Here is a 13,386-nt window from a genome sequence, read left to right as displayed (position 1 = left end):
TGTATTGAATTTAACCGGTCAAGGCTCCCGCAGACAGGATACGTGAACGGCGATTCTGCTTTGATTTCGCTTTTGCGCCACAGACCTTCACAAAAGCTAGCCAGCTAAATTGACGTCTCTAAACCCACGCGGGCGATGAGAGAAGAGACGTGGCAGCAATTAAGCTGCCAGTGCGTACGAAACGTCAGTGTCGGCGTTTGTATTGATGCCAGTTTTTTATCGAGGCCCACTGGCGTCCCCGGCATGCCACCTTCGTTTCCAATCCCCGTCGAAACCTTGGCACCCCCATGAATGCTGTGATTGGTTATTCGTGATGGTTGATCAATTCACCTTCTTCAGAAGGTGAAAACATTATCCCACAAAAAAGCCGAAAATTCCAATTATTTATCCCTAGCGGGAATGGTCGCGGATGGCCCGGGCCGTTTCGCGATCGGCCTGTTTCGACTTGAGGGTCTCGCGCTTGTCGTGCAGCTTCTTGCCGCGACCGACGCCGATCTCGATCTTGACCCGGCTGTCTTTGAAGTAGATTTTGGTCGGCACCAGCGACAGGCCGCGTTCCTCGACCTTCCTGGTCATCTTGGCGATCTCTTCGCGGTGCAGCAGCAGCTTGCGCACCCGGGTGGGGTCGTGGTTTTCCCGGTTGCCCTGCTCGTAGGGGCTGATGTTCATGTTGTTGATGAACACCTCGTCGTCCTTGATACGGCAGAAGGCTTCTTTGAGATTGACCTTGCCGAGCCGCAGCGACTTGACTTCGGTGCCGGTCAGCACGAGCCCTGCTTCATACACTTCGTCGATGAAGTACTCGTGATAGGCTTTTTTATTGCTGGCGATAATCTTGATGCCCATCAGGCTTTACTCTTCTCTGATAATTTCAACAATGCGCGGCATGTAGGTCTCGCGCGGAATGGCACGGCTGCCGACCCGGATGATCAGGAAGGAGCCGGCGAAAAAGGCCGAGCCGATCAGGGCGGCCAGCAGGTTGGGGTCAATCCCGACTGTCACATACCAGCCGATCAGTTCACCGGCCGCCGCACCGATGACCAGCGCGACCAGGGGCACGATGTAAAGGATGAAGGACGACTGCAGAAAACTGCGGGTCGAAGTCACCAGGCGGACGCGGTCACCGACTTCGGCGCCGAGCTGGTTAAGTGCCTCAACCTGCATCGAACGGTTGTCGTCACCCATGTGGCAGAGCCCGGCAGAGGCGCAGTGTTCACACATGCTGCTTTTCTTACAGAGGACCGCTGCTACCGACTTGCTTTTCAGCTCAACGATGGTGCCGACTTCTTCGATCATTGTAAACTCCGGTCTGGCATCGGGTTGAACGGAGAAGGGATTATACTGACTGCTCAGCCTTTTTGCAACACATCCCATGAATCGAGGAACAGGGCAGACACCTCGGCGCTGCGCCCGGGTGAACAAAGGAAGCGTTCTAGATCATTGAACGCTGGGAGAACAGCAGGTGTCAGCACCTGGAAATTGCAGCCGAGGCCGGCCTTGAGTTCGCCGAGGTCGGCCGCGACGCCGAGCGCCCTGGCGCCATTGATGGTGGCCATGGCCAGCAGCTCGGATGGCGCCAGGCGCCCTTCGAACCAGCTGTGGGCAAAAGCCATTTCGTCCCAGACCGACAGGGAATCGCTGCTGGCCAGGCTGTCTGTGCCCAAAGCCAGCGGCACCCCGGCCTGGCGATACAGCTCGACGGGAGCCTTGCCGACACCGAGACGGGCATTGGAGCGGGGGCAGCAGACCAGGGTCGAACCGGCCCTGGCGAGCCTGCCGGCATCGCTGGCATCAACCTGCACCCCGTGCGCCAGCAGGCACGAAGGGACCAGTCCGCCGCAGGCCTCAACAAAGGCCACCGGACTGCGCCGGGTCGGCGGCGGAACCATACTCTCCCAGCCGACAAAGGGATAGAGCTGCTCCTTCAGCGGCCCGCTGGAATCGTGCACGAAAGAGGTTTCTTCCGGGGATTCGGCCAGGTGCAGGGTGGTCGGCACCTTGCGGCGGCGGGCGAAATCGAAAATATGTTCGAGATACTCGCCAGAGACGGAATACGGCGAATGGGGCGCGATACCGAGCTTGAGCTGGCCGGCCCGCTTTTCATCGAGCAGACCGCCGATACGGGCAAGGACCTTGCGGCCGATGGACGGTTCCCGTCCCAGGGTCTCGAGATAGAGGTGCCCCCGGAGCGCCGTGTTGACATAGGCCTGCCGGGCCGGGAAGTACGAGAGGATATCGCCGACCGCCCCGGTGCCGGCGGCGAATGACGCTTCGATTCCGGCGGCCAGCGACGGTTCAAAGAGCTCGAGCGCAACCGCCCGTTTTACCCGGATGACGTGCAGAATCCAGTCGACGAAACCGGTAGGCCCGTCTCCCTGGCCGGCTTTTTGCGCCCAGCGGGGAAAATGGGTCAGCTCCAGGTGGGTATGGGCGTTCACCAGGGGGGGCAGCAGGATGGCATCGCCAAAGTCAACGACCGCCGCCCCCGAAGAGGCTGCGGTCAGTTCTCTGCGGCTCCCCACCCCGACGATTCTCCCCTCGCTGACCAGCAGGGCGCCGTCTTCAATGGGTGCCGAGCTGACGGGGACCAGGTAACGAGAAAGAAAGAGAGTAGCCACGAGGTCAGATGGCCTTTTTCAGGTCACCCTGGCCGGGATTTTCATGTTTTCTCTCAAGATCGACCTGACAGTTCTGCTCGTCGACGAAAACCAGCTTCGGCTTGTGCGCTCGCGCCTCGACCTCGTTCATGTCCTGCCAGCTGGCGATGATCACCAGGTCTCCCTTGGAAACCAGGCGGGCCGCCGCACCGTTGATGCAGATGGTGCCGCTGCCGGGCTGTCCGGCGATGGCGTAGGTCGAAAAACGGGTGCCGTAGTTGACGTTCCAGATATCGACGAACTCATTTTCGAGAATGTCGGCTTGCTTCATCAGCAGCGGGTCGATGGTGATGCTCCCCTCGTAATGCAGGTCGGCGCCGGTGACCGTGGCACGGTGAATCTTCGACTTGAGCATTTTGCGCGTCGTCATCAGTTCATACCTCCTCAAAGAGATAATTATTGTCAATCAAACGAGTTTTACCGATTTTGACCGCCAGCAGCAGCACCGAATCGCGACCGACGACCGACTGGTCTTCGAGGCTGTCCTTCTGGCAGATCTGGATATAGTCGATAAGGGCATCCGGCTCGCTGAGGATGCGCGCGGAAACCGCCTCGATAATGGCTGCCGCTGAACGTTCGCCGCCATGGGCCAGCCTTGCGGCCAGCCGCAGAGCATCGACCAGGGCCAGGGCCCGGGTGCGCTCTTCCGGCGAGAGATAGACGTTGCGCGAGCTCATCGCCAGGCCGTCGGCTTCGCGGACGATCGGCATGCCGACAATTTCGACCGGCAGGTTGAGATCGGCGGTCATGCGACGAATCACCGCCAGCTGCTGGAAATCCTTGCAGCCGAAGAGGGCCAGGTGCGGCTGGACGATGGTGAACAGCTTGCAGACCACCGTGGTGACGCCGCGGAAATGTCCCGGCCGGCTGCGCCCGCAGAGAGTGTCGGTGAGCCCCTCGACATCGACGTAGGTGGCATAGCCGCGGGGATACATCTGTTGGGCTTCGGGGGCGAAAATCAGGTCGACGCCGGCGGCCTCGGCCAGGGCGGCGTCGCTGCTCAGGTCACGGGGGTAGGATTCGAAATCCTCCCCCTGGCCGAACTGGGTCGGGTTGACGAAAATCGACAGCACCAGCAGGTCGCCGCGCTTGCGCCCTTCTTCGAGCAGCGAACGATGGCCGGCATGCAGATAGCCCATGGTCGGCACGAAGGCGATCCGCCGCCCCTGCTCGCGGGCCGCCAGGCAGCGCTGCTGCATCTGATTAAGGTCAGTGATAATCTGCATGAAAGATGCGAGGCTAAAGGGTTTGGGCTAAAGGGGTTTTGCACTCCCTTTTCCCTACTCCCTCCTGCCTTCTTCCTCCTGTTACTTGAATGAATGTTCCTCGCCGGGAAAGACCCCGTCCTTGACTTCCCGGATGTAGTCGGCGATCCCGCGGCTGATCGTTTCGGACACATCGGCATAGCGCTTGACGAACTTGGGGGAATACTTTTCGCACAGGCCGAGGATGTCATGGATGACCAGGACCTGGCCGTCGCAATGGACCCCGGCGCCGATACCGATGGTCGGGATGTGCAGTTCGGCCGTGATGCGCTGCGCCAGCGGTGCCGGAATCCCTTCGAGCACCAGGGCGAAGGCTCCGGCCTGCTGCACCGCCCGAGCGTCGGCCAGCAGCTGCCGGGCCTGCTCGTCTTCCTTGCCCTGCACCCGGTAGCCGCCCATGCGGTGGATCGACTGAGGAGTCAGGCCGATGTGGCCGACCACGGGGATATCCATATCGACGATGGCGCGGATGGTCGCGGCGACATTTTCGCCCCCTTCGAGCTTGACCGCCTGGGCGCCGCCTTCTTTAACCAACCTGCCGGCATTGCGGCGGGCTTCGACCAGGTCGACCTGGTACGACAGAAACGGCATGTCGGCGATGATCAGGGCCGAGGCACTGCCGCGCACCACGGCGCGGGTATGGTAGATCATCTCGTCCATGGTCACCGGCAGGGTGTTGTCGTAGCCGGCAACCACCGAACCGACCGAATCGCCGACCAGGATCATGTCGATGCCGGCCAGGTCCATCAGCCGGGCGAAGGGATAGTCATAGGCGGTCAACACGGTGATCTTGTCGCCTTGAGCCTTCATGCGCTGGATATCGAGTATCGTCTTGTTATCGCTCATGCCGTCACACCCTGCTTCTGACACCGCCCGGAGGAAAATAAAAAATGCCTTTCGGAAGCCGTCCGAAAGGCATGTACGCGGGCACAGGAAGGGCATCTGCCCCCCATCCAGCTGTCACCTTCCGTCCCGGTCCGTGGATCCAGGCGGTATCGGTTTTGTAATGATTCCAGCAGGCTTGTTGCTCCGGCTCAGGTTCCGGGCGGCCGCTGGTTAAGTCGTTCTAAAAAGTGGGCCTTTATATCACAGGCCCCGCGCCACTGTCCAGCACTAACTCGTATACACATGAAAAGACTAGAAAACCTTTACGGCTTCTTTTCAAACAACTGTTTACCGTCCTTGTAGGCATCGGCCTGCTTCTGCCCCAGGTTCCAGTATTCGCGGATCCCGCCGAGATACACCAGCGGATCGAAGACCCGGGCGTCCATCGAGCCCGATTCGGTAAATGCCTGCTCGGCCGCGTGGATTTCGACGATTTCCCCGAGCAGCAGCCGGTACTCGCCCAGCTCAACCTCGTCACGCAGAACACATTCGACGTTGAGCGGCGATTCATCCAGAAGCGGTGCCGCGACCTTGCTGGCCGGCACCGGGGTCAGCCCGGCCGCTATCAGCTTGTCTTCGTCGCGCCCCGACTTCAGGCCGCAAAAATCGGCTTCAACCGCCAGGGACGCCGGCACCAGGTTGACCACGAAACAGCCGGTCTGCCGAATCTGTTCGTAGGTGGCGCGATTGACATTGAGAGACACCGCCATGGTCGGCGGCGTCTTGCTGACGATCCCGACCCAGGAAGCGGTCATGATATTCACCTGCCCGTCGTTCCCCACCGAGGAAACCAGGGTGGTCGGCTGAGGGAAAAAGGTGACACAGGGTCCGAGTTGACGTTTTTCCATGATCTATCTCCTGAAATTCAATCATCGGTTCAAGGGTCGGCAAAAAGACCGGGCTGCCGCCAGCAGGCAGCAACCCGGTTGTCCAGACAGAAATACCGCGGTGAGATCTTAGGGCACCAGATTCTCCAGGGAGGCGGACAGAATCATCAGCGGGTGAAAGTTCACCGGCGTGGTGGCGCGCAGACTGTCGCGCAGGCGCCGGTAGTTGTTCAGCTCGCGCCGACGGCCGGAGAGGCAGGCGTCCGGGTTGCCGGAATACTGTTCAAGAACAATCCGGGTCAGCCGGAAACCGCAATCGGCCAGGGACGCGGTCAAGGCGAGCAGGGCCTGACGGTCCCAGCCGTCGCGCAACGGAACATTCCGGGCGAGTGTGAGGACTTCGTCGAGCCCGAGCAGCTGACGAACATCGATAAAAGCCCTGGCCGCGGCATAGAGGTCGCTGCCGGTCTCTTCGGCCAGCACGATGATCGGCAAAAAGTCCCCCAGGTGGGGCAAAATGGAAAGGCGCCGAGCCGATTCGGCCGCGATGCCGCCCTCTTCGCAGTCCCTCGCGCAGGCCTTGCAGAGGCTCCACTGTTCGGCCGGCAGGATACTGCCCAGAACCTTCTCGAAAGCCTGCAGCTTTTCCCGCAGCTCAGACACCAGTTTGGGCTCCGGCAAAACCTTCATACCGTCGCCGATGGCCCAGTCGCACAGGGCGGCAAGGGCGTCTTCAATGCTCAGCAGCAACTCACGCTGCCGCTCCGTCGGCATCCGGTTATCCTGGGCATGAATCTGCCGACGCAGCTTTTCCCCGTCGACCACCCGGTCGAAGGCCAGCCAGACGGTAATCGCATCGACCAGTGCCAGCCCGTGCTTCTGCACCAATCCGTTGAAAAAAGCGCTGCCGGCGCGGTCGATCACCGTGTTGGTGATGACGGTGGCGGTAATTTCCCGGGCCAGGGGATGCCCGCAAAGGAAATCGCGGTAACGGGTGCTGATCGCCTCGGGGAAGTACCCGTCCAGGTAATCCCTGACCCCGGCCTGTTCCGGCAGTTGGCTGGCCAGCAGGGCCTGGAAAATCTGCATCTTGCTGTAAGCCATGAGGATCGCCAGCTCAGGGCGGACGTAACTCCGCACCTCGCGGGCCAGCACTTCTTTGGCCGAAGGGAGAAACTCGCCGCGGCGGTCCATGAGCCCGGCCCGGCTGAGCCGGTCGGACAGGTCAATAAATGATTCGACCGCCCGCAGGCAGCGCGCCTGATCAAGAGAGAGGCAGAGACTCTGGCCGTAGTTGTTGGCCAGAACGGCCTGGCAGACCTCGTCGGTAACCGCTTCGAGCTGGCGGTTACGCTCCTCTTGGGACGCTACCTGACCCTGCTGCCGCAGGTATTGCATGAAGATTTTCAGGTTGACTTCGTGGTCGCTGCAATCGACCCCGGCCGAGTTGTCCACCGCGTCGGTATTGATGCGCCCGCCGGCCAGGGCGTATTCGATGCGGCCGCGCTGGGTGAAGCCGAGGTTGCCCCCCTCGCCTGCCACCTTCGCCCGCAACTGGCGGGCATCGACCCGCACCCCGTCGTTGGCCCGGTCGCCGGCCTCCTCGTTCTTCTCGGTGCTGGCCTTGAAATAGGTCCCGATACCGCCGTTCCAGAGCAGGTCAACTTCGGCGGTCAGCAGCAGCCGGATCAGCCCCGGCGGATCGATCGACTCATGGCGTACGCCGAGCCAGCTGCGCACCTGGGGCGACAGCGGAATCTCTTTGGCGGAGCGGGCATAGACCCCGCCCCCTTCGGAAACGAGGCTGCGGTCATAATCGTCCCAGCTTGAACGGGGCAGGTCATAAAGCCGCTGGCGTTCGGCAAACGATTTTTCCGGATCGGGACTGGGATCGAGAAAAATATGCCGGTGATCGAAGGCCGCCAGCAGGCGGGTTTGGTCCGACAGCAGCATGCCGTTGCCGAAGACGTCACCGCTCATGTCGCCGATACCGACCACGGTAAACGGCTGGGTCTGGATGTCGCTGCCGAGTTCGCGAAAATGGCGCTTGACACACTCCCAGGCACCGCGGGCGGTAATCCCCAGCTTTTTGTGGTCATACCCCTGGGAGCCGCCGCTGGCGAAGGCGTCATCGAGCCAGAACCCGTAGGACTGGCTTACCGCGTTGGCCGTATCGGGAAGATGTGCCGTCCCCTTGTCGGCCGCCACCACCAGGTACGGATCTTCCTCGTCATAGGCAATCACCCCCTGGGGGCGAACCACCTGATCGCCAACCCGGTTGTCGGTCAGGTCGAGCAGGCCGCTGATCAGGGTCTGGTAAGCCGCCTTCGACAGCGCCATGCCTTCTTCCCGGCCGGAATACGGGGTTTTGACCACGAATCCGCCCTTGGAACCGACCGGAACGATCAGGGCGTTCTTGGTCATCTGGGTCTTCATCAGGCCGAGCACCTCGGTACGAAAATCATCGGGCCGGTCGGACCAGCGCAAGCCGCCCCGGGCGACCTTGCCGCCGCGCAGGTGAATCCCCTCCATGGTCGCCGAATGGACGTAGATCTCGTACAGCGGCCGGGGCGCCGGCATGTCGATGATGCCGATGGCGCTGATTTTGAACGAAAAGAAATAATCGGGGCGATCGCAGCGAATGAAGAAGTTGGTGCGCACCGTCGAATCGATGAGGTTGAACAGGGTGCGCAGGATGTTGTCCTCGTTGACGTCAGCGACGTCCTTCAGCGCCGCGACGATCTCCATGCGCAGCGGCGACAGCACCTGCTCTTCGCGCGCCAGCGGGTCGCGCCATTCAGGGCGATCGCTGAAGCGGCCCTCGAAATATCGGTACAGCAGCAGCGTCACCTGCGGGTTGTTGATCAGGGCAAAGGCGACCCGCTTCTTGGTGTAGGGCGAACCGAGCTGAAAGTAGTAGTTGCGATAGCCGCGAAAGATATCGACCTGTCGCCACGAGAGGCCGGTCGGGATCAGCAGGCGGTTGAGGTAGTCGTTCTCCGATGCCCCCCGCCGCAGGGCGTCGAGGGCAGAAAGGAGGTTGTCCCGCTGCGCGGAAAGATCGCGGCCGCCGGCGCAGCAGCGGATCCCGAAGCTCTTGATGTAGACCGCAGCGCCGGTCAGCTGCAGGCCGAAATCGACCTCTTCGATCACCGTCAGGTTGAGGTTTTCGAGAAGCGGCATCAATTCGTTGAGATAGCTGCGGCGCGGGCTGTAGAACTGCAGCCGGTAGTATTGCTCATGCCCGCTGAAGGGCCCCCAGAGATCAAAAATTTCGCTGCCGTCGGCCAGCACCTTTTCGATCTGCCGGACATCGCGCAGGGCGAAGCGGGGATGGACCAGGGTTCGGTAGTTGCGGGAAAACCCGGCTCCGTAGCGGCGCCACAGGGCAAGCCCCTCTTTTTCGCCGAAAGCCTGGTCAAGCAGGTCCTGCAGGCGAATGTCCCAGGGCCTGGCGGTCCGGGTCAGGCTCCGTTCGAGACGGCCAAGGTCGACCCGCACCTGGTCGGAAGCGGGGGTCAGGCTGACGTGGTGACTCGAATAGTCGGAAGAGATGTGGATGATTTTCGATTCGGCGCGGGGCGCGCCGAAATAACGGCACAGGTAGGCTTCGATGCGGGGCATGACGCCCGGCGAATAAAAGCTGCGGGGCATGACCAGCAGCAGGGTCACACCGCGAACCGCCAGGCTGGAGGTGACCACCACCCGGACCGCGGCGTCGCGGTAGATCCTGGCCAGAGAGCGAACCGCATCCAGGAGTTCGGCAGGCTTGAGGAAAAAGAGTTCGACCTTGGGAAAGGTGTTGAATATTTCGACGGTTTTGCGGTAATCGTGACTGTCTCTGGGGATACCGAGAGAATCGAGAGCCGCCTCGATACGATAGCGCAGGGCAGGCACATGGATGGCCGGTTCGTCGAACATTTTCTCGGTAAACAGGCCGAAAAATTCGTGCTCTTCCCACTCCCCTTCGGCGATCATCCTGCGAAAGCCGACACAGACCAGCGGTTCGGCCCGCAGCACCGGGCTGACCATTGTCGTCAGCTCCACAACCACATCCCGCTCTCGCAACAGGCGCTGACGCAGCTGCTCCTGCGGTTGCTCGGCGATCGAGATTCCGCACGCCTCGTCCTGCGCCTCGCTGATCTTCACTGCGCCGCCGGAACCGACCTGAACCCTGTGGCGACGGCAGGCGAAGGGAAGAAAATTGCCATCCTTGAGCCAGTGCCAGAAATCGGCGTAGCCCCCCTGCTCGGCCAACGACTGCACCGACTCGAGCCGCTCCTGGAGCGCCGCACGATCGCGTTCGATCCGCAGGGCGGCGGTAAAAGCCTGGCGGACCGACTCGATCAGTCCCGCCGCCGATTCGGCGTCGGCATCCACCTCCATGATGATCAGTGATTCCGTCGGCGCCCCGGCCTCGATCGGGCCGAGGTCGGCCACCGCCCCCTTCTGCCGCACAACCTTGAACATCGGGTGACAGACCATGTAATAGCGGCGCTGCTGGCTGGACAGGCAGGCGCGCAGGGAATCGACCAGGTAGGGCACATCGGGAACATTGGTGACCAGCAGGGCATGCCGGGCCATGAAGGGGAGGAGCGTCACACCGACCCCGCTGCCCCGGGTCTCGATGAAATCGAGCAGGGTCCATACCCAGGCGGCCAGTTTTTTCGGTGACAGCGGTTGCAGATACGACGGATGGGTGTGTTCTTGCAGAATTGCGGCCAGGGACAGCGCCCGCCGGTTCTTCTCAGCCACCTCCCCCTGCTCGAGAATCTTCCGGGCCGCCGCGAATTGATGCTCCAGATCGTTACGGGAAAGGCTGCTGGCGTGCGGTTCGATGAGCATCATCAGGGCATCCTGTGGGCAATAGAGGGCGAGTCCCCTCACAGTTCACGGATATGCAGCACCGGCTCAGGCCAGAGACACTGGACCCAGCGGAACCGCGACGCTATACCATCTCGATGGAGGCACTGGATTTCAGTTCGTCAACCCAGGCCTGCAGATGCCTGGACGCCGCCTCGCCCTTGAGAAACTGGCGGATCTTCGGGGCCGCTTCTTCCAGGGACAGGGCCTTTCCCTCCTCGCGTCCGAGTACCTTGATCAGGTGAAAGCCGAAGGGCGATTCGACGATGTCTCCGACCTCCCCGACCGGCTGGGAAAAGGCCGCCTCAGAGAATGATTGTACCATATCTCCCTGCTTGAAATAGCCCAGGTCACCTCCACGGGCCGCGCTGGGACAATCGGAGGCATCCCGCGCCAGTTCGGCGAAGTCCTCCTGCAGGCAGCGCTGCCGCAATTCAACCATGCGCTGACGGGTCGCCTCCCGCTCCCCGTCACGGACTTTCAGCAGGATATGGCAGGCCCGGACCCGAGGCGGCTGCTTCATCTGCTCGGCGTGCGCCTGGTAAACCGACTCAACCTGTTCGAAGTCGGGCTCGGGGAGACCAGCTACCTGCTGTTCGGTGAGGAGATTGACGGTGAGATCCTGGCGGATCATGCGCTGGTAGGCCGCCTGGTCAATGCCGGCCTTTTCCAGGGTCGCGAAGAACTCTTCGGGGCTGTTGAAGTTCTTCATGAGCCGCTCGATCTCGGCCGCCACCGCTTCAGCTGTGGTCAGCACCCCGCGACTCAAGGCCTCCTGGTAGATCAGCTCGCGAGCCACCAGCTTTTCAATAGCCAGCTCTTCGATGGCGGAAAGTTCGTCGGCGGAGAGGTGCTCCATGGTCTTGCGGTGCAGTTCCATGGCATACCCCTGGACCGCATTGTTGAAATCAGCCCGGCTGATCGGGCTCCCGTTGACTTTAGCGATGATATCCGTGGACACAAAAGGCTCCTGGGTTAATGGGAAAGATGTTTGCCCAGCGCAGCGGCCAGCCGGGCGAATTCGTCGAGGCTGAGAGTCTCGCCGCGGCGGCCCGAATCGATGCCGATGTCGGCCATCGCCTGTTCCAGCCCGTCAAAGCCGAATCCGGCCGAGGTGAGAGTATTGCGCAGGGTTTTGCGGCGCTGGGCGAAAGCGCCCTTGACCACCCGGCGAAAAAAGGCTTCGTCGGTCACCGGCACGCGCGGCTGCGCCAGGGGCTCGAAGGCAAGCACCGCCGAGGTCACCTTGGGTGGAGGGTTGAAAGCTCCGGGCGGTACGGTGACAACCCGGCGCACATCGAACCAGAGCTGGCAGAAGACCGAAAGAATGCCGTAATCCCGATTGCCGGGAGGGGCACAGATGCGGTCGCCGACTTCCTTCTGGAACATCAGGACGGCCCTGGCGAAGAGCTGGCGATGATCGAGGAGCTTGAACAGGACCTGGCTGGAGATGTTGTAAGGGAGGTTGGCGACCAGCTTCACCGGCCCGGCGCCAAGCACCTCGTCCCAGTCCATACGCAGGGCATCGCCGGAATGCACGCACAGGTTGGAGGCCTGGCGCGCGTTCAGGCCGTCGATCAGGTCGCGGTCCAGCTCCATCACGTGGAGGCGATCCACCAGTGGCAGCATGCGATCGGTCAGCGCGCCGAGGCCGGGGCCTATTTCCAGGACCTGGTCGGTTTTCTGCAGGTCGGCAGCCGCCATGATACGATCAACCACAGACCGGTCGTGGAGAAAATTCTGGCCAAAACGTTTTTTAGGGCGATGATCCATAGAATACTCTGACAACCGGATGGGAAAAACCGGTTAATTAGGTGCGGTTTCGGGCGGATAAAGGCGTCAGTTTTTTTTTCTCGGCCGGGGCCAGCGGGGAACGTTCCAGGCCTTGACCAAAGGGACCGCCCTTAGAGTGAGGGCAAACGCCAGGGCGGCGCAAGCCAGCCCGTAGATCAGGCTGCCCAGCCCAAGCGGCGCCATGACTTCCCAGCCCATGACCTTCAGTGAATCGAAGGTCAGTTCCGCCGGCAGGCTGACGCGAGACATGCCGAGGAGCAGTCGCCCCGATTCGTATTCGAGTGCATAAATAAAGGGTGCGGTCACCGGATTGGTGATCCACACACCGAGCACGGCGGCCAGCTTGTTTTCCTTGAGCAGAAAAGCAAAAAATACGGCGATGGCCATCTGAAAGCCGAAGGTCGGGGACATGCCGATAAAAATACCCAGGGCCATCCCCTTGGCAATTTCATCAGGAGTCCCCCGAAGCCGGATGAACTTCAGCAGATTGAGCTTAATTTGCCGGATAAGGCCGAAACGTCGCCACATACTGTCGCCTGCTAGGGAACAATACCGACCCGGTCAAGGGGCCAGCTCGCCAGAGCGTTGAGATCAAGGGGGTCACAACGACCGGCGGCAAGGTAATGTTCCCCGGCCACTGCCAGCATCGCCGCGTTGTCGGCGCAAAGGAGCGGCGAAGGGAAAAAGACGTCCTTCCCCCGTTTCTGGCAGAAGGCTTTCATCTCCCTGCGCAGCCCGCTGTTGCAGGCCACTCCGCCGGCAACGACAATTCGATCCAACCCTTCTTCGGCGGCGGCCCGCAGGGTTTTTTTACAGAGCACCTCGACGACCGCGGCCTGGAAACTGGCCGCCAGATCCTGCAGGGCTTCGCCTTCTATCGGCCCATCATGCCGCTTGACGTGGTTGAGAACTGCCGTCTTGATCCCGCTGAAGCTGAAATCGAAGTTCTTCTTGTGCAGCAGGGGGCGGGGAAAATCGATGGCCTGCGGGTTGCCGAGAGCAGCTAACCGGTCGATCTGGACGCCGCCCGGATAACCGAGGCCGAGCAGCTTGGCGACCTTGTCGAAAGCCTCTCCGGATGCGTCATCGAGCGTG

At 61.5% G+C, this 13,386-nt stretch carries 12 protein-coding genes and 1 other RNA gene; all 13 read right to left on the bottom strand.

The genetic code is table 11. The annotated features are described in order from the left end of the window. Nucleotides 1–287: a transfer-messenger RNA gene (ssrA, locus tag ABYV89_RS08505) on the bottom strand; the annotation flags it as partial. A 103-nt stretch (nucleotides 288–390) separates the two neighbouring features. After that, nucleotides 391–846, bottom strand: a complete 456-nt coding sequence (gene smpB, locus ABYV89_RS08500) for an SsrA-binding protein SmpB (RefSeq protein WP_432822523.1) — start codon at nucleotides 844–846, stop codon at nucleotides 391–393. Nucleotides 847–852: 6 nt separating this feature from the next. Beyond that, complete coding sequence (locus tag ABYV89_RS08495) at nucleotides 853–1,296, bottom strand: SoxR reducing system RseC family protein (protein ID WP_432822522.1); 444 nt, start codon at nucleotides 1,294–1,296, stop codon at nucleotides 853–855. Between the two features lie 53 nt (nucleotides 1,297–1,349). Continuing rightward, complete coding sequence (locus ABYV89_RS08490; RefSeq protein WP_432822521.1) at nucleotides 1,350–2,618, bottom strand: amidohydrolase family protein; 1,269 nt, start codon at nucleotides 2,616–2,618, stop codon at nucleotides 1,350–1,352. Nucleotides 2,619–2,622: 4 nt separating this feature from the next. Further along, nucleotides 2,623–3,027: an aspartate 1-decarboxylase gene (gene panD, locus ABYV89_RS08485; protein WP_432822520.1), complete on the bottom strand. Its 405-nt coding sequence runs from the start codon at nucleotides 3,025–3,027 to the stop codon at nucleotides 2,623–2,625. A 4-nt stretch (nucleotides 3,028–3,031) separates the two neighbouring features. Then, nucleotides 3,032–3,883, bottom strand: coding sequence for a pantoate--beta-alanine ligase (panC, locus tag ABYV89_RS08480; RefSeq protein WP_432822519.1), 852 nt, complete (start codon nucleotides 3,881–3,883; stop codon nucleotides 3,032–3,034). 81 nt (nucleotides 3,884–3,964) lie between these two features. Next, complete coding sequence (gene panB, locus ABYV89_RS08475) at nucleotides 3,965–4,768, bottom strand: 3-methyl-2-oxobutanoate hydroxymethyltransferase (RefSeq protein ID WP_432822518.1); 804 nt, start codon at nucleotides 4,766–4,768, stop codon at nucleotides 3,965–3,967. 302 nt (nucleotides 4,769–5,070) lie between these two features. Beyond that, the gene (locus tag ABYV89_RS08470) at nucleotides 5,071–5,655 is read right to left on the bottom strand and encodes a flavin reductase family protein (protein ID WP_432822517.1); all 585 of its coding nucleotides are present in this window, start codon (nucleotides 5,653–5,655) and stop codon (nucleotides 5,071–5,073) included. A gap of 108 nt (nucleotides 5,656–5,763) precedes the next feature. Continuing rightward, nucleotides 5,764–10,482 (bottom strand): NAD-glutamate dehydrogenase domain-containing protein, encoded by a 4,719-nt coding sequence (locus ABYV89_RS08465; RefSeq protein ID WP_432822516.1) that lies wholly within the window; start codon nucleotides 10,480–10,482, stop codon nucleotides 5,764–5,766. Nucleotides 10,483–10,582: 100 nt separating this feature from the next. Further along, nucleotides 10,583–11,458, bottom strand: a complete 876-nt coding sequence (locus tag ABYV89_RS08460; RefSeq protein WP_432822515.1) for a peptidylprolyl isomerase — start codon at nucleotides 11,456–11,458, stop codon at nucleotides 10,583–10,585. Nucleotides 11,459–11,472: 14 nt separating this feature from the next. After that, on the bottom strand, nucleotides 11,473–12,270 hold the full coding sequence (rsmA, locus tag ABYV89_RS08455) for a 16S rRNA (adenine(1518)-N(6)/adenine(1519)-N(6))-dimethyltransferase RsmA (protein WP_432822514.1): 798 nt from the start codon (nucleotides 12,268–12,270) through the stop codon (nucleotides 11,473–11,475). Nucleotides 12,271–12,336: 66 nt separating this feature from the next. After that, nucleotides 12,337–12,819, bottom strand: coding sequence for a DUF2062 domain-containing protein (locus tag ABYV89_RS08450; RefSeq protein WP_432822513.1), 483 nt, complete (start codon nucleotides 12,817–12,819; stop codon nucleotides 12,337–12,339). 11 nt (nucleotides 12,820–12,830) lie between these two features. Continuing rightward, a partial coding sequence (locus ABYV89_RS08445) for a tRNA (adenosine(37)-N6)-threonylcarbamoyltransferase complex transferase subunit TsaD (protein WP_432822512.1) occupies nucleotides 12,831–13,386 on the bottom strand: 556 nt, incomplete at its 5' end.

It is taken from the genome of Trichloromonas sp. (assembly GCF_041583255.1).
GTDB lineage: Bacteria > Desulfobacterota > Desulfuromonadia > Desulfuromonadales > Trichloromonadaceae > Trichloromonas.
This window is presented reverse-complemented; position numbering and strand designations above follow the sequence as displayed.